Source organism: Novosphingobium sp. (genome assembly GCF_049240505.1).
Taxonomy (GTDB): Bacteria; Pseudomonadota; Alphaproteobacteria; order Sphingomonadales; family Sphingomonadaceae; genus Novosphingobium.
The window spans coordinates 39,235-54,758 of the sequence record NZ_JBMLSM010000141.1 but is presented as its reverse complement, the minus strand read 5'-3'; the positions used below and the strand labels follow the sequence as shown (position 1 = coordinate 54,758).

The following is a 15,524-nucleotide window of genomic DNA, read 5'->3' as shown; positions in this document are numbered from 1 at the left end:
ACCTTGGCGCGCTGTTCGAGGTGTTCAACCAGACCTGGCCCGAACCGCACATGGTGCAGGCATTCCTTCCCGAAGTGGCCAAGGGCGACAAGCGCATCGTGCTGGTCGATGGCGAAGTGGCCGGCGCGATCAACCGCAAGCCAGGCGAGGGTGAGTTCCGCTCCAACCTTGCCGTCGGTGGCTATGCCGAGAAGACCGAACTGACGCCGCAGGAGCAGGAAATCTGCGCGGCGCTGGGACCGGAACTTAAGCGACTGGGGCTGATTTTCGTCGGGATTGACGTGATCGGCGGGCAATGGCTGACCGAGATCAATGTGACCTCGCCGACAGGAATTGTGGCCATCGACAAGTTCAACGGCACCGATACAGCAGGGATGATCTGGGACGCGATCGAGGGGCGGTTCTAAGCGCGCCTGCAAATCCCGTGCGTCCCCGCGCAGGCGGGGGCCTCAGGCGGTTGACGCTTGTGTTCCGTAACAACACCGAGGCCCCCGCCTGCGCGGGGACGCGGGAGCCTTTGATCGACTGGAAGCGTTACCCCACACATGACTGACTGGATTACGCACCTGATCGAAGGCGGCGGCTATTGGGGCATCGCTTTCCTGATGGTTATCGAGAATGTGTTTCCGCCGATCCCGTCCGAGGTCATCATGGGGCTTGGTGGCATCGCCGTAGCGCGTGGGCGGATGGAGTTTTGGCCATTGATGCTGGCGGGCACGATCGGCTCAACGCTGGGTAACTACTGCTGGTATCTGCTGGGCAGAACGCTGGGGTACGAACGGCTGCGGCCTTTCGTGGATCGCTTCGGGCGCTGGCTGACGGTTGAGTGGGAGGACGTGGAGGCTATCGTCGGTTTCTTCCGTCGCCACGGGCAATGGGTCGTCTTTGCTGTGCGGTTTGCGCCGTTCATGCGCACCATGATCTCGTTGCCAGCAGGCCTGACGCGCATGGGGCACGGGAAGTTTCTGCTGTTTACTTTCGCCGGAGCGGCGATCTGGAACGCGATTCTGGCCGGAGCAGGATATTATCTGGGCCGCAATTTTGGCGAGATAGAGAAGTACACCGGCCCGGTAGCCACCGGGACACTGGCCATCGTCGCGGTGGCCTATGTCTGGCGCGTGATCGTGTGGAAGCCGCGAAGCCGGTAGTTGCGCTTGACTATACACTGCGACCCGTCTTTGGCAGGTCAGTCCGATCCTTGGACGGATATTCTACGATCTATCAAACTAAAGGTATTATCTATGGCAGTGAAAGCCATGTGCATCGTAACACGCAGCGAAGAAGGTCGCGGTGCCTATGCCGTGCGGATGGACAACGACGAAAATGTCTATTTTCCGTTGAGCGTGACCGAGGCGCTTGAACTCGAAGAGTTCGATGAAGTTGAGGCCATTCTCGTAAGGAATGACCGGCCAGAACCGGCATGGCGCGCGATCCGGGCAAGATTGCCCCTTGGCGAAGGGGAAGGCGAGGCCTGACCCAACTAAAAAAGCCCCCGAAGTTCGGGGGCTTTTTCATTTGGAGATGTCGGAAAGTCAGGCGTCTTTCGCCATCCATTCTTCCAACCACTTGATCGTGTAATCGCCGCTGAGGAAATCCGGCTCGTTCAGCAACCGCTGATGCAGCGGGATCGAGGTTTTCGGACCTTCGATCACCATTTCCGAAAGCGCGCGCTTCAACCGCATGATGCAGCCTTCGCGCGTGCGACCGTAGACGATCAGCTTGGCGATCATGGAATCATAGTACGGCGGGATCTTGTATCCGGCATAGAGGCCCGAATCGACGCGCACGTGCATCCCACCTGCTGCGTGGTAGCTCTTGACCAGACCAGGCGAGGGCGCAAACGTGAACGGGTCTTCCGCGTTGATGCGGCACTCGATCGCGTGGCCGTGGAACTCGATCTCGTCCTGCTTGACCGACAGTGGCTTGCCATCGGCAATGCGGATTTGTTCGCGCACCAGATCGACGCCGGTGATCGCTTCGGTCACCGGATGCTCCACCTGCAGGCGGGTGTTCATCTCGATGAAGTAGAACTCACCGTTTTCCCACAGGAACTCGATCGTGCCCGCACCGCGATAGCCCATGTCGGCCATCGCCTTGGCGACGATGCCGCCCATGCGGTTGCGCTCTTCCGCAGATATGACCGGCGAGGGCGCTTCTTCCAGCACCTTCTGGTGGCGGCGCTGCAGCGAGCAATCGCGTTCGCCCAAGTGGATCGCGTTGCCGTTGCCGTCACCGAAAATCTGGAATTCGATGTGGCGCGGGTTGCCGAGGTACTTTTCAATATAGACCGTGGCATCGCCGAACGCGGCCTTGGCTTCACTACCAGCCTGCTGGATCAGCGTTTCGAGCTGCTCCGGGCTGTTGCAGACCTTCATGCCGCGGCCACCGCCGCCTGATGCGGCCTTGATGATCACCGGATAGCCGGCCGCCTCGGCAATCGCCTTGGCTTCTTCGAGATCCGATACCGCGCCGTCCGAACCCGGCACCAGCGGCAGGCCGAGGGCGCCAGCGGTGCGTTTGGCCTCGATCTTGTCGCCCATCGTGCGGATATGTTCGGGCTTGGGGCCGATCCACGTGATATCATGCGCTTCGACGATCTCGGCGAACTTGGCGTTTTCCGAAAGGAAGCCATAGCCGGGGTGAATCGCGTCGGCGTGGGTGATTTCAGCCGCGGAGATGATCGCCGCGACGTTGAGGTAGCTGTCCTTTGCCGCGGGCGGGCCGATGCACACTGCATGGTCTGCCAGCCGCACGTGCATGGCATCGGCATCGGCGGTGGAATGCACCGCGACCGTCTCGATCCCCATTTCGTGCGCCGCGCGATGAATGCGCAGCGCGATTTCGCCGCGATTGGCGATCAGCAGGCGCTTGATGGCCATCTGCGGCCCCTTACGCGATCACGACAAGCGGCTGGTCGAATTCGACCGGCTGCGCGTTCTCGACGAGGATCGCCTTGACCACGCCTGCAGCAGGCGCAGTGATCGGGTTCATCACCTTCATGGCTTCGATGATGAGCAGCGTTTCGCCTGCCTTGACGGTCTGGCCGACCGAAACGAAGTTCGGCGCGCCCGGTTCAGCGGCGAGGTAGCAGGTGCCGACCATCGGAGACTTCACGGCATTGGCGTGATCTTCGGCGGGCGCTGCTGCCGGAGCAGCAGCAGCGGCAGCAGGTGCCGCCGCTGTCGGCGCGGGCGCGGCAACGGCCATTTGGGCAACCGGCGCTGCCATCAACTGACGCGCGACGCGGATCTTGCGTTCGCCGTCTTCCACTTCGATTTCGGACAAACCGGTTTCGGCAAGAAGCTCAGCCAGTTCACGTACCAGCTTGCTGTCGATCGCCATGTTGTCGGGCTTGTCGCCGCGTTCGTGACCCATTGGTATTTCCTCGCGGGGTATGAATTCAGGCCTCGCGCCATGCCCGCAAGGCGGCGGGCTGGCAAGGGGGAGCGGGCCTGCAAGGTGGAAAACGCTGCTTTCAGAGCCGCGAAACTGCGTCCAAAGCGATCAGATAGCTGTTTGCGCCAAAGCCGCAGACCGTGCCGAGCGCGGCCATGCCGACATAGGACTTGTGCCGAAATTCCTCACGCTTGTGCGGATTTGAGAGGTGAACTTCGATCACGGGCACCTTGATCGACTTGATCGCATCATGCAGCGCGACCGATGTGTGGGTGAATGCTCCGGCATTCAGCAGTACCGCTTTTACGCCTTCAGCCTGCGCTTCGTGCAGCCAATCCACAAGGTGTCCCTCGTGGTTCGACTGGCGCATGTCGATTTCGAAGCCCAGTTCACGGCCGCGATCTTCCAGCATGTCGGCAATGTCGTCGAGCGTTTGCGAGCCATAGATTTCAGGCTCGCGCAGGCCCAGCAGGTTGAGATTGGGTCCGTTCAGCACATAGATGGCAGGAATGGAACTGGCAGGCTCGGTCATCGCGTTTCCCCGATCGGTAATCGTGGGCCGTGATAGACGCAGATGTTGGTGGTGCAAGTCCGCTCGTCAGTCGGATCAGCCTTCTGGCGCAATCATCGGCGGCGGAGGAACGCCATCCTGACTTTCCCCAACGTCGCCTTCAGGTGCATTGTCAAAGCCACTATCGCCATTGTCGAAAGTCGGCTCGCCACCGGCATCGGGCATGGGTGCGGAATTGGGCTGCGCGGCCATGCTGATCGCCTGACGCGAACGCTTGTCGGCGGCTTCCACTTTCTTTTCGAGATCGGCAATCCGGGCATCAACCTCGGGACTGGTGGTGCTTTTGCCGCACGCGCCAAGCGTCAATGCCAGGCAAAGCGCCAGAAACGCGGGGGCAAAGGCCATGCGTGCCCCGCGCGTTTCCTGTCCGCGATGGGTGACCGGAGTCGATTCTGGGCAGGCAGAACGTGTGATCATTGCCATGCTGTAGCAAAGGGAGGTTACCAGAAACTAACCAAGGTGATTGGCGCTTACCGGTCCGTGCCCTTCGCTTTCCCCCATTGCCGCGCCGCCGTGTAACCAAGATAGCCGGTGCCGAAGAGCGCATAGAGCGGTTCGGGCAGGCCGCCGAGATAGGCGTTGATACCCTGCGCGATGCTCTTTGCTGCCTCCGGGCGGAATGCGGCAATCAGCCCCATCGGCAACGCCCACAGGATCATGATGTACATGACATAAAGAAAGCCGGGCCGCGCGCGGCTGGTCCAGGGATCTGCGGAATTGGCTTCTGCTACGATGGCGGACATGCGCGTGCGGATCTGCTCCAGTTCCTGCGTGCCTTCCAGCTTCAGCAGTTCGAGCTTGGCCCTGTCGCGCGCTTCCTTGTCGGGGATCACCTTGTCGATGATTGACGAGATGGGGGAGATCAGTGCTTCGAGAATGCCCATGATGTGCGTCCTATCCATTGAAAGACGCGCAATCAGATAACCATATTGGTTTGTGTAGGAAAACGATTTCCAGCAAAAAGGCCCGAAACGCCAAAGCGCCGGGCCTTTTGAAATTGGTCGGGACGAGAGGATTCGAACCTCCGACCCCCACACCCCCAGTGTGATGCGCTACCAGGCTGCGCTACGTCCCGACCGGAAGCGCGCCTATAGGCAGCACTTTTCAGGAAGGCAAGCGCCCGTTTGCCGAATGGGGTGCATATTGCGCCGGACGCCGCAGCAGCGCTTTGATTGCCTTGCTTGGGCCAACCTGCTAACCGCCCCGTTCAAATCAACCCAAGCCTGAAAAATGCGTGAAATCGCATCTGGCGCGGTTGCAATACCATAGTCGCGATCCCAGAAACGGACCCATGATGTTCAGCACTCTTTCCGCCGCCGCCGCAAATGCCGGCCAGCCCCCCGCATGGATGAGCTTCCTGCCGCTGGTCGCGATGGGTTTCATCTTCTGGTTCCTGATCCTGCGCCCGCAGATGCGCCAGCAGAAGGAGCACAAGGCGAAGATCGCGGCGATGAAGAAGGGCGACATGGTCGTCACCGCTGGCGGGTTGATCGGCAAGGTGATCAAGCTTGACGATCATTATGCCGAGCTGGAGCTTGGCCCCAACGTCAAGGTCAAGGCCGTGCGTGCCACGATTGGCGATATCGTGCCGCCTGCCGGTTCCGCGCCTGCCAACGACTGATCTCTTTTACCTGAAGGCTGCCCGCCCATGCTCGATTTTCCGCGCTGGAAGGTGATCTGGCTCTGGTTCATTACGCTGATCTGCGTCGTGGCCGCGATCCCCTCGCTCACTTCCACTATGGGCCTTGGCTGGCCTTCGGGACTGCCCGAACCCAAGATCAACCTTGGGCTTGACCTTGCCGGTGGCAGCCACATCCTGCTGGAAGCCGACCCTTCGCAGGTGCGCCAGCAGCGCATCGAAGGCATGGAGGAATCGGTCCGCAACAAGCTCAAGCAGGACGGCAACAAGATCCGCATCAGCGACATTTCCAACCGCGATGGCGCGTTGACGTTCATCGTCGCCAACCCGGCGCAGGTCGATGCCACGCGCGAGGCGATCCTGCCCCTGACCAATGGCGCAGGGCTGACCGGTCAGCGCGATTGGGACATCAATGTCGTCGACGGCAGCCGCTTTGTCCTGAAGCCCACCGATGCCGGTATCAATCAGGCCGTCACGCAGGCGATGGACACGGCGGTTGAAGTGGTGCGCAAGCGTATCGACGCGCTGGGCACCAAGGAGCCGACGATCATCCGTTCCGGCCCTTCGCGCATCGTCGTGCAGGTGCCGGGTTTGCAGGATCCGCAAGCGCTCAAGAACCTGCTGGGTCAGACCGCGAAGCTGGAGTTCAAGCTGGTCGATACCACGGCGCTGCCATCCGACGTGGCGCAGGGCATCGCGCCTCCGGGCAGCGAAATCGTGCCCTTCGCCAGCCCCGCTGCGGGCGGCGGCGTGCCGACCATTGCGGTCAAGCGTCTTGGCGGCATTCGCGGCGATCAGTTGACCAACGCGCAGCAGACTAACAACCAGCAGACCAATGAACCGGTCGTCAACATCACCTTCAACACCGAAGGCGGCGCCAAGTTCGCCAAGCTGACCACACAGAACACCGGCAAGCAGTTCGCGATCATCCTTGATGGCAAGGTGCTCTCCGCGCCAACCATCAACGAACCGATCCTTGGCGGCAGCGCGGTTATTTCGGGTAGCTTCACCACCGACAGCGCCAATGCGCTGGCAATTTCGCTGCGTTCTGGCGCATTGCCGGTGGACCTGAAGGTCGTGGAGGAGCGCACCGTCGGGCCTGATCTTGGCGCGGATTCGATCCGCAAGGGCATGATCGCGATGGGTGTCGGCACGGCGGCTCTCGCGGTGTTCATTCTCGTCACCTATGGACGTTTTGGCGTCTATGCGAACCTTGCCGTCGCCATCAACGTGCTGATGATCCTCGGCATCATGGGCATCATTGGCACCACGCTGACGCTGCCGGGCATCGCAGGCTTCGTGCTGACGATCGGTGCTGCGGTCGATGCCAACGTGCTGATCAACGAACGCATTCGGGAAGAGCGGCATCGCGGGCGCAAGGTCGTGCAGGCGGTTGAGCTTGGTTACAAGGAAGCCAGCCGCGCGATTTTCGACGCCAACATCACCAACGTGATCGCAGCCGTGCTGATGTTCGCGTTCGGCTCCGGCCCGGTGAAAGGTTTTGCGGTAGTACTGATGATCGGCATCGCCACATCGGTGTTCACCGCCGTCACGCTTACCCGCATGTGGGTGGCGCAGTGGCTGCGCCGCGCCCGTCCCACCGAAATCGCCCTGTAAGAGGAGGCTGAACCCATGAAACTCCTCAAGCTCGTCCCGGACAATACCAACATCCACTTCCTGAAGTGGCGCTTGCCCTTTTACATTGTCAGCATGATCCTGATTGCGGCGTCGTGGGGACTGGTGTTGACCAAGGGCCTCAATCTCGGCGTCGATTTCATCGGCGGCCAGATGATCCGCGTCACGTTCGAACGCAGCGCCGAGGCGCCTGTGGGCGAATTGCGCGAACAGGTTGGCAAGCTGGGCTATGGCGAACCGGTGATCCAGCGCTTCGGCAAGCCGAACGAAATCTCGATTCGCATGAAGCTGCCCGAAGGCGCTGAAAGCGATGCTGCGCTGTCCGACAAGATGGCGCGCACGATCACGGCGGACATCAGGAAGAACCATGCCGACGCGCGCATCGATGGCGTCGATTCGGTTTCGGGCAAGGTTTCCAAGGAACTTGGCTGGGATGCGTTCAAGGCGCTCGGCCTCGCCTCGCTGGCTGTCGCGGCCTATATCTGGCTGCGGTTCGAATGGCAGTTCGGCGTCGGCGCGCTCTTCGCGCTGGTCCACGACGTATCGCTGACGCTGGGGCTGTTTGCGCTATCCGGCATGGAGTTCGACCTCAACATTGTGGCCGCTCTGCTTACGCTGATCGGCTATTCGTTGAACGATACCATCGTGGTTTACGATCGCATTCGTGAGAACATGAAGAAGTTCCGCAAGATGCCGATGGCAGAATTGCTGGATCTTTCGGTGAACGAAACGCTGGCTCGCACCATCGTTACGTCGCTGTCGATGCTGATCACGCTGGTCGCGCTGCTGCTGCTTGGTCCCGATGTGATCTTCGGCTTCACCGCCGCCATCACGCTCGGCATCTTCGTTGGCACCTATAGCTCGATCTACATGGCTGCGCCGATCCTGATCTGGCTGAAGGTCAATCCGAACAGCTTCGTTCCGACCGAATCTGCGCTGGAAAAGCAGGAGCGGATGGCGCGCGAAGGGGCGTAACCTTCCCGTCTTGCACAAGAATTGCGGCGGCGAGGCTCAGCGCTTCGCCGCCGCTTTCGTATAGATGTCCGCCAGATTTGCCGCATTGGCTTCCCAACTGAACCGTTCGGCATTGGCAGCAACCGCCTGCTGACTGGGCGGATTGCCAAGCAGGTCTGCCACGCCTTGCGCGATGGCTTCGGGCGTGCGCGCCACGATGCGGCCAGCGCTGGCATCCTGCACCACTTCGCGCGCACCGCCCACATCGGGGATGACCACGGGCGTGCCACAGGCCAGCGCTTCGATCCACGCATTGGCCAGCCCCTCGCGCTCAGACGGCAGGACCATCGCATCTGCTGCACAAAGCAGATGGGGCAGCATGTCATGTTCAACCGAGCCGAGCAACTGCACGCGCGCCTGAAGACCCAACTGGCCCACCAGACGGCGCAGCGCCGGTTCGTCAGCGCCGGTTCCGGCAATCGCCAGCCGCACATCGTCCGGCAACATCTGCAAGGCGCGGATCGCCAGCGCCTGTCCCTTGATCGCCAGTAGCGCACCGACGCACAACAGCAGTCGCCCTTCGGACCAGACCTGCATCGAAGGCAGCGCTGAAATCAGTTGTCGCGCGGCTTCGCGTTCGAGGGGCTGGAAGCGCGCCCGATCAAGGCCGGTGTAATGGACCGTAATACGCGATTCCGGCATTCCCATAGCCGTCATATCCCGCGCCAGTGCCCGCGAGACCGACAGCAGCGCCGATGCCTGCTCTGCTGCCGCAAGCATCTGCCGCCGCGCCAGCGTCTTTTTGCCCCACAGGTGGATGTCCGAACCGCGCGCCTTGATCGCCAGTGGCAGGCCCAGCGCGCGAGCCACTTTCGCGGCAGCCGGTCCATCGGGGTAGAAGAACTGCGCGTCCACCATGTCGAACGGTCGTTCGGCGTGCAACTTTCGCGCCAGCGGCAGCACGGCGTGGGCGATCAACGTGGGGTTGATCGGCCCGGAAAGCCCCGGCACCAGCAGAAAACGCGGGTGATGTACAGTGACATTACCCTGCTGCTCCACTTCGGGGATCTGGTCGAGCGCGGCGTAGCGCTGCATCGGCACGGGCGGTTTGCCGATGGGGTTGACCACCGTAACATCCCAGTCGCCGCGCGCCGCCAGCGCTTCCATCTGGCGCGAAACAAATCGTCCGAACCCGCTGCGCCCCGGCGCAGGATACAGCGTCGAAATCGAGAGCAGGCGCTGCAAGGTCAGAGCTTGCGCACGAGCATTTCGGCAAGGCCCAGCCAGGCCGGCCGGTCGATCACAACCTGCCGTTGGCCGGGGCCGGGCGGCAGCAGCGCCACACGTCCGTCGCGCTGATCGATCAACCGGCCAAAGGCGAAGCGGCCTCCGGGGCGGGGGGCCAGCACATCACGGTTGAACGCACGCGCGAAGTCTTCAGGCTCGATCTGCCGCAGCCAAACCTGATCGCCAGCGCGATATTCGCCCGCGCTGTCATCCACGGCCATCGCCATCAGCCGGGCCGACCCATCGAGCGCCACAGGCAGGATCGCGTCCATCGGCTTGGCCAGCGCTTCTGCCCCTTGCGTGCCGAGCCGGGCGACCAGCCGAGCCGGGCTTTCCTCTTCGGCCTTGACCAGCAATTGCGGATCGACGCCCAGCGCTGCGCCGATGCGGTTCATCCACGTCAGCGAAAGGCTGCGCATTCCGGTTTCCAGCCGCCCGATGGTCTGCGCGGTCGTCGGCGGATCGCAGCGTGCGGCAACATCGGCCAAAGTTAGGGCCTTCTGGCGGCGGATATCGCGAATTCGGTTGATCATGATCCGGCCTGTTTAACCGCAGCGGTGTTTTTTTGCTTTCCTACAAAGTGAGAGGCGAGGCAAGCCCTTTGCTTGTTCCACCCCTGTTCCATAAGGAAATGCTGATGACCCGGATGCTTGCAACCCGCGAACTGACTGTCGAAGGACCGCGCCGCAGTGCGCAATGTGCCGCAAACAGTCGCCTTGTCACCGTGAATCTTGCCGAATCGCCCCTGACATGGCTTCACGCGCGCGGCCACCTGTCCGACCGGCAGTTCGATGCTGGCGAGCGTTTGCGCGCGGATTTCGAACGCGCGCAACTTTCGCCTTCTGTCACGATGCGCTGGGATGCCGTGCGCATCAGTGGCACTGCGGATCGCGGCCTTACTCCGGGTGAACGCCAGATCGCCGCGCGCCAGCGCTTCGATGCTGCCATCGCCGATGCGGGCAAGGGGCTGGCGGACATTCTGTGGCGCGTGGTCTGTGCAGGGGAGGGGCTTCCAGCGGCGGAAAAGGCGCTCGATTGGCCTGCCCGCAGCGGCAAACTGGTGCTGCGTATCGCGCTCGATCGCGTGGCAGATCACTATCGCATGGCCTGATCTGCACAGCTTGCAAAGGTATCTTTTGCAACAAAAAGGGCTTTGAACCCGTCTCCGGCTGTGGCACCGCTCCGCCACTTTGTGATTCCCGGAGATCCTGTTCATGACCGTCCGTTTCAGCCGCCGCTCCTTCGTCACCTCCGCCAGCGCAGCCACTGCGCTGGCAGCGCAACCCGGTCTGGCCTTCGCCGCTGCTGCCAAAGGTGAGGATGCGCGGCTGGATGCGCTGTTCACGCGCATTTTCAACGATCAGATGATGCTCGCGCCGACTTACGCAACCTCGCTGGGACTGGACAAGGGCGCGATGGCCGGCCTGCGGGCGAAGCTGGGTGACAACAGCGCGGCGGGGCGTGAAACGTCTATTGCGCAGACGCGCAAGGCGCTGGCCGATCTTGCCAAGATCGATGACAAGGCGCTTTCGCCTGCGATGAAGGTCAACCTTGATGTCGTGCGCTACCAGCTTGAGCGCCGTCTCGATGGGCCGCGCGTTGGTGTCGACAGCCCGCAATCGCCCTATCGCATCACCCAGCGTTCGTGCGCTGCGTTCAGCGTGCCCGACTTTCTCGATTCGACGCACCCGATGGAAACGTCTGCTGACGCCGAGGCCTATCTCTCGCGTCTTTCCCAACTCCGCACCCAGATTGACAACGACATCACCGAACAGCGCGAACAGGCTGCTCGGGGACTGCTGGCACCGGCATGGTCGCTTGACCTCGCATTGATGCAATTGCGCAAGCTGCGCGCGCCTGAACCCGGCCAGTCGTCTATGGTGCAGTCCATTGTCCGCCGCACCGAGAAAAAGGGTATTGCGGGCAATTGGCAGCAGCAGGCCGAAGCGATCGTGCGTGGTTCGATCTACCCCGCCATCGACCGCCAGATTGCCCTGCTCGAACAATTGAAGCCCACCAGCGCAGCGGGCGATGGCGCATGGCGCATTCCGCGCGGTGACGAAATCTATGCTGCCGCGCTCAAGCAGGCCACGACGACCGATTACACGCCCGATGAAGTCCATCAGATCGGTCTTGATCAGGTCGCCGAACTCACCGCGCAACTCGACACCGTGCTCAAGGCCGCTGGCTACACCACCGGCACTGTGGGTGAACGCCTTGCCGCGCTCAACACTCTGCCCGAACAACTCTATGCCGCCACGCCCGAGGGCAAGGCAGAGCTTATCGCCAGCCTTAACGCAGGCGTAAAGAAGATGAACGCGCTGCTTCCCCGCGCCTTTGCCACGCTGCCTGAACAGCCGCTCGATATTCGCGCCGTGCCCGTGGAAATTCAGGATGGTGCCGCCAACGGCTATTACTACTCCGCCTCGCTTGATGGCACGCGCCCCGCGATCTACTGGATCAACCTGAAGGAAGTTTCCGACTGGCCCAAGTACACGCTGCCCTCGCTCACCTATCACGAAGGCACGCCCGGCCATCACCTGCAGATCAGCCTTGCGCAGAAGTCCGACAGTATCCCGCTGATCCGCAAGACCGGCGGCTTCTCCGCCTATTCCGAAGGCTGGGCGCTCTATTCGGAACAGGTGGCCGATGAACTCGGCGCTTATGATGGCATTGAAAAGGCGGGCTACCTCCAGTCCTTCCTGTTCCGCGCCACACGCCTCGTCGTCGATACGGGTCTGCACACCAAGCGCTGGAGCCGCGAAAAGGCGACGGACTATATGGTCGCCACCACCGGCTTCACCCGCCCGCGCACCCTGCGCGAAGTCGAGCGGTACTGCACCAGCATCGGGCAGGCCTGCAGCTACAAGATCGGCCACATCGCCTGGCTGCGCGCACGCGAAAAGGCGCAAAAGGCCTTGGGTGCAAAGTTCGATATCAAGCAGTTCCACGAAGTCCTGCTCGAAGGCGCAATGCCGCTGTCGATTCTGGAAAAGCGCATCGAAGAGCGGACTGCGGCGGCGCTGAAGGCGTAACTCCGCCAGCAAACGGTCCACTAAACGCTGTGCGCCCCCGCGAAGGCGGAGGCCTTGGTGTTGTTACGGAACGTCTGCTTAAACCGACTGAGGCCCCCGCCTGCGCGGGGGCGCAAAACCTTACTGTTTCCCCAACCCGCTCATGCTGAGCTTGTCGAAGCATATTGGCGCAGCATCTGCGCAAGCACCCTTCGACAGGTTCAGGGTGAGCGGGGCTGGGGTGCGAGGTTGGACCGTTAAGGTGAACGTCTACCCCTCAACCATCTCCGCCAGTTCCAGCCAGCGCTCTTCGGCTGCGTCTTTCTCGCCGCGCACCTTTTCCAGCGCCGCCATCAGCGCATCGAACTTCTTCGGGTCTTTCGCGTAGAGATCCGGATCGGCCAATTGCGCCTCACCCTTCGCAATCTGCGCGTCCAGTTCCTCGATCCGTCCCGGCAGCAGGTCGTAATCGCGCTGATCCTTGTAAGACAGCTTGCCCTTTTTCGCCGGCATCGGGGGAGGGGGCGCAGCCGTCGCGGTCTTCTCACCACCAGCCTTCGCCGCCGGCTTGCCCGCCAACCGGCTTTTGCGCATCTTCTCCCAGTCGGCATAGCCGCCCGCGACGATATCGACCTTGCCGGAACCGTCCATGCCCAGCGTAATCGTCACCGTCTTGTCCAGAAAGTCGCGGTCGTGGCTGACGATCAGCACGGTGCCATCATAGTCCGAGATGACTTCCTGCAGCAGGTCGAGCGTTTCCAGATCAAGGTCGTTGGTCGGCTCGTCGAGCACCAGCAGATTCGAGAACCGCGCGAACTCCCGCGCCAGCAACAGGCGTGACCGCTCCCCACCTGAAAGCGTGCCCACGCGCGCTTCGACCAGACCGGGGTCGAACAGGAAGTCCTTGAGATAACCGTGGATGTGCTTGCGCTCACCGCGCACGTCGATCCAGTCGCTGCCATCGGCCAGCACATCGCGCACGCGCTTTTCTGGGGCCATGAGGCTGCGCTGCTGGTCGATGAACACGGCTTGCAACGTGTTGGCCAGCGTGATCGTCCCGCTATCTGGCTCCAGTTCGCCGGTCAGCAGCTTGAGCAGCGTGGTCTTGCCCGCGCCATTCGATCCCACCACGCCGATGCGGTCCTTGCGCGTGATGCGCAGGGTGAAGTCCTTGACGATGGGGCGTTCGCCAAAGGCCTTGTTCACGTGATCCGCAACGATCACCGCCTTGCTCTTGGCATCGTCGCTCGCAATCGCCAGCTTGGCCGTGCCCTGCGGCGTCAGCATCGCCGCGCGCTGTTCGCGCATTTCATAGAGCTTTTCGAGCCGCCCCATGTTGCGCTTGCGCCGCGCGGTCACGCCGCGTTCCAGCCAGTGCGCCTCGATCTTCAGCTTGGCGTCCAGCTTGTCTGCCGCGCGCGCTTCCTCGGCATAGGCCTGCTCCATCCACGCTTCGTATCCGCCAAAGCCGATGTCCTTGCGGCGCAGCGAACCGCGATCCAGCCACAGCGTTGCCTTGGTCAGCCGCTCAAGGAACGTGCGGTCATGGCTGATCACCACAAACGCCCCGCGATAGCGCGTCAGCCAGTCCTCCAGCCAGTCGATGGCGGCAAGGTCCAGGTGGTTGGTCGGTTCGTCCAGCAGCAGCAGGTCCGGCTCACTCGCCAACGCCCGCGCCAGCGCCGCGCGCCGCCGCTCACCCCCGCTGGCGCTGTCCGCCTTGCGCGAAAGATCGATGCCAAGCTGCCCTGCGATGGATTCCACCTCGTGCCGGGGCGGGGCGTCCTTGCCCGAAAGCGCGAAGTCCATCAGCGTGTCGAACCCGGTAAAGAACGGGTCTTGCTCCAGCGTCACGATCTTCGTGCCCGGCTGGATTGATCGCGTGCCCTTGTCGGCATCCACCTGTCCGCCCAGCAGTTTGAGCAGCGTGGTCTTGCCCGCGCCATTGCGCCCGATCAGCGCAAGCCGGTCACGCTGCTGGATATGGATGTCGAGGTTCTGAAAGAGCCAGCCATTGCCCTGGACAAGGCCAAGGCCCTCCCAGCTAAGTATCGGTGCCGCCATCCGCCGCGCTTAGCCGCAGCGTTGCCCGCGCGCAACGCTCGAACCTTAAGAAGGAAGGACATTCGCATTCACGGCTTGTTCAATGCTGCGGGTTTAGGCATTCGCCCATCATGTTTCGCGCAACCACTCTTCTTGTTTCCGCCTTCGCCATGTCGCTGGCCGCCGCACCGGTCCCGGCTGCGGCCCAGCAGCGCCCTGATGAACAGAACGAGGCCCGCCGCGACCTGCGCGCAGGCAACGTCCGCTCGCTGCGCGATATCGAACGCCGCGTGCTGCCGACCAAGCCCGGAATGCAATACCTCGGCCCGGAATACGATCCTTCCGCAATGGTCTACCGCCTGAAGTTCATTCGCGATGGGCGAGTGGTGTTTGTGGATGTGGATGCGCGGACGGGGCAGGTGATGGGCGAGAGCCGGTAACGCAATCAGCCGGTGGTTTGCTGTGTTAGAACTGCTAGGCCCGGCGGCATGAGCAATATCCACAAGCAGTCCGGGCTGGTCACCGTAGGCGATTCACAATACGAATGGGAACTGCGCAGCGAACCGCAGTGGGCCGAATCCGAAGGCTGGAAAGGCATGACCGTCGCGCTGCTGCGCAAGCATACCCAGCGCGGCGCTCTGCTCGAATTCCCCCCGCCCAAACGCCTGCTCAAAGGAATGCAACGCGGCCGCCCTCAGGTCAGCGAGGCGGTCGTGATGCGGGGCATCCAGGCCGCACTGGACGCCGGGTGGGAGCCGGAATCGCGCGGAAAACCGATGGTCTTCATGGTCGATGCGGACGGCAATTAGCCACAGCTTGCGGGCGCAAAAGCTGCGCCAGAAAGCGCGGCGATCCGGGATAGAGCCGTAAGTCCCCCCCCGCATTCACCGCCCGGACAAGCGCGATCAGCAGGCTGTGCTTCACCACATCGCCGCTATCGCTCGCATGGAAGGAATGGCGATAATTCATTATGATCGAAGTTTTG

Annotated in this window: 18 protein-coding genes, 1 tRNA gene and 1 pseudogene; 10 read left to right on the top strand and 10 right to left on the bottom strand. The window is 62.2% G+C overall.

The features are described from left to right. The 3 genes and pseudogenes from ACOVQ0_RS11975 to ACOVQ0_RS11965 all read left to right on the top strand — a co-directional run. A pseudogene (locus ACOVQ0_RS11975) lies at nt 1-407 on the top strand (glutathione synthase); the annotation flags it as partial. Nucleotides 408-545: 138 nt separating this feature from the next. After that, nucleotides 546-1,148, top strand: a complete 603-nt coding sequence (locus tag ACOVQ0_RS11970; RefSeq protein WP_421884726.1) for a DedA family protein — start codon at nt 546-548, stop codon at nt 1,146-1,148. A gap of 93 nt (nt 1,149-1,241) precedes the next feature. Continuing rightward, complete coding sequence (locus ACOVQ0_RS11965; RefSeq protein ID WP_421884724.1) at nt 1,242-1,475, top strand: hypothetical protein; 234 nt, start codon at nt 1,242-1,244, stop codon at nt 1,473-1,475. A gap of 57 nt (nt 1,476-1,532) precedes the next feature. On the opposite strand, the gene accC is transcribed toward ACOVQ0_RS11965, so the two are convergent. From accC to ACOVQ0_RS11935, 6 genes are all read right to left on the bottom strand, one after another. Beyond that, nucleotides 1,533-2,879 (bottom strand): acetyl-CoA carboxylase biotin carboxylase subunit, encoded by a 1,347-nt coding sequence (gene accC, locus ACOVQ0_RS11960; RefSeq protein WP_421884723.1) that lies wholly within the window; start codon nt 2,877-2,879, stop codon nt 1,533-1,535. Nucleotides 2,880-2,889: 10 nt separating this feature from the next. Further along, complete coding sequence (gene accB / locus ACOVQ0_RS11955) at nt 2,890-3,375, bottom strand: acetyl-CoA carboxylase biotin carboxyl carrier protein (protein WP_421884721.1); 486 nt, start codon at nt 3,373-3,375, stop codon at nt 2,890-2,892. 100 nt (nt 3,376-3,475) lie between these two features. Then, nucleotides 3,476-3,928 carry a type II 3-dehydroquinate dehydratase gene (gene aroQ, locus ACOVQ0_RS11950; RefSeq protein ID WP_421884719.1) on the bottom strand — a complete coding sequence of 151 codons (453 nt, stop codon included), beginning with the start codon at nt 3,926-3,928 and terminating at the stop codon, nt 3,476-3,478. A 75-nt stretch (nt 3,929-4,003) separates the two neighbouring features. Beyond that, the gene (locus ACOVQ0_RS11945) at nt 4,004-4,384 is read right to left on the bottom strand and encodes a hypothetical protein (protein ID WP_421884717.1); all 381 of its coding nucleotides are present in this window, start codon (nt 4,382-4,384) and stop codon (nt 4,004-4,006) included. A 53-nt stretch (nt 4,385-4,437) separates the two neighbouring features. Then, on the bottom strand, nt 4,438-4,851 hold the full coding sequence (locus ACOVQ0_RS11940) for a holin family protein (protein ID WP_421884731.1): 414 nt from the start codon (nt 4,849-4,851) through the stop codon (nt 4,438-4,440). 114 nt (nt 4,852-4,965) lie between these two features. Next, a tRNA-Pro gene (locus tag ACOVQ0_RS11935) sits at nt 4,966-5,042 on the bottom strand. A 216-nt stretch (nt 5,043-5,258) separates the two neighbouring features. Here ACOVQ0_RS11935 and yajC point away from each other — a divergent pair. From yajC to secF, 3 genes are read left to right on the top strand one after another with little or no spacing between them, the layout of a single operon-like run. Continuing rightward, on the top strand, nt 5,259-5,588 hold the full coding sequence (gene yajC, locus ACOVQ0_RS11930) for a preprotein translocase subunit YajC (RefSeq protein WP_292628597.1): 330 nt from the start codon (nt 5,259-5,261) through the stop codon (nt 5,586-5,588). Between the two features lie 27 nt (nt 5,589-5,615). Then, nucleotides 5,616-7,223 carry a protein translocase subunit SecD gene (gene secD / locus ACOVQ0_RS11925; RefSeq protein WP_421884715.1) on the top strand — a complete coding sequence of 536 codons (1,608 nt, stop codon included), beginning with the start codon at nt 5,616-5,618 and terminating at the stop codon, nt 7,221-7,223. A gap of 15 nt (nt 7,224-7,238) precedes the next feature. Then, entirely contained in the window at nt 7,239-8,216 is a 978-nt protein-coding gene (gene secF / locus ACOVQ0_RS11920) for a protein translocase subunit SecF (protein WP_421884713.1), read from the top strand. A 36-nt stretch (nt 8,217-8,252) separates the two neighbouring features. On the opposite strand, the gene ACOVQ0_RS11915 is transcribed toward secF, so the two are convergent. Together ACOVQ0_RS11915 and ACOVQ0_RS11910 are read right to left on the bottom strand one after the other, a co-directional pair. Further along, a complete protein-coding gene (locus ACOVQ0_RS11915; RefSeq protein WP_421884711.1) occupies nt 8,253-9,440 on the bottom strand; it encodes a glycosyltransferase in 1,188 nt (395 codons plus the stop codon). A 2-nt stretch (nt 9,441-9,442) separates the two neighbouring features. Next, a complete protein-coding gene (locus ACOVQ0_RS11910) occupies nt 9,443-10,015 on the bottom strand; it encodes a helix-turn-helix domain-containing protein (RefSeq protein ID WP_421884709.1) in 573 nt (190 codons plus the stop codon). A gap of 104 nt (nt 10,016-10,119) precedes the next feature. On the opposite strand from ACOVQ0_RS11910, the gene ACOVQ0_RS11905 reads away from it, so the two are divergent. Beyond that, nucleotides 10,120-10,593: a DUF6456 domain-containing protein gene (locus ACOVQ0_RS11905; protein WP_421884707.1), complete on the top strand. Its 474-nt coding sequence runs from the start codon at nt 10,120-10,122 to the stop codon at nt 10,591-10,593. A 103-nt stretch (nt 10,594-10,696) separates the two neighbouring features. Beyond that, nucleotides 10,697-12,517 (top strand): DUF885 domain-containing protein, encoded by a 1,821-nt coding sequence (locus ACOVQ0_RS11900; protein WP_421884705.1) that lies wholly within the window; start codon nt 10,697-10,699, stop codon nt 12,515-12,517. A gap of 249 nt (nt 12,518-12,766) precedes the next feature. On the opposite strand, the gene ACOVQ0_RS11895 is transcribed toward ACOVQ0_RS11900, so the two are convergent. Continuing rightward, the gene (locus ACOVQ0_RS11895; protein ID WP_421884703.1) at nt 12,767-14,560 is read right to left on the bottom strand and encodes an ABC-F family ATP-binding cassette domain-containing protein; all 1,794 of its coding nucleotides are present in this window, start codon (nt 14,558-14,560) and stop codon (nt 12,767-12,769) included. Nucleotides 14,561-14,670: 110 nt separating this feature from the next. On the opposite strand from ACOVQ0_RS11895, the gene ACOVQ0_RS11890 reads away from it, so the two are divergent. Next, complete coding sequence (locus tag ACOVQ0_RS11890) at nt 14,671-14,979, top strand: hypothetical protein (RefSeq protein ID WP_421884701.1); 309 nt, start codon at nt 14,671-14,673, stop codon at nt 14,977-14,979. A 48-nt stretch (nt 14,980-15,027) separates the two neighbouring features. Continuing rightward, entirely contained in the window at nt 15,028-15,348 is a 321-nt protein-coding gene (locus ACOVQ0_RS11885) for a hypothetical protein (protein ID WP_421884699.1), read from the top strand. On the opposite strand, the gene ACOVQ0_RS11880 is transcribed toward ACOVQ0_RS11885, so the two are convergent. After that, nucleotides 15,323-15,508 carry a hypothetical protein gene (locus ACOVQ0_RS11880; RefSeq protein WP_421884733.1) on the bottom strand — a complete coding sequence of 62 codons (186 nt, stop codon included), beginning with the start codon at nt 15,506-15,508 and terminating at the stop codon, nt 15,323-15,325. The genes ACOVQ0_RS11885 and ACOVQ0_RS11880 overlap by 26 nt on opposite strands. Nucleotides 15,509-15,524 lie beyond the last annotated feature (16 nt).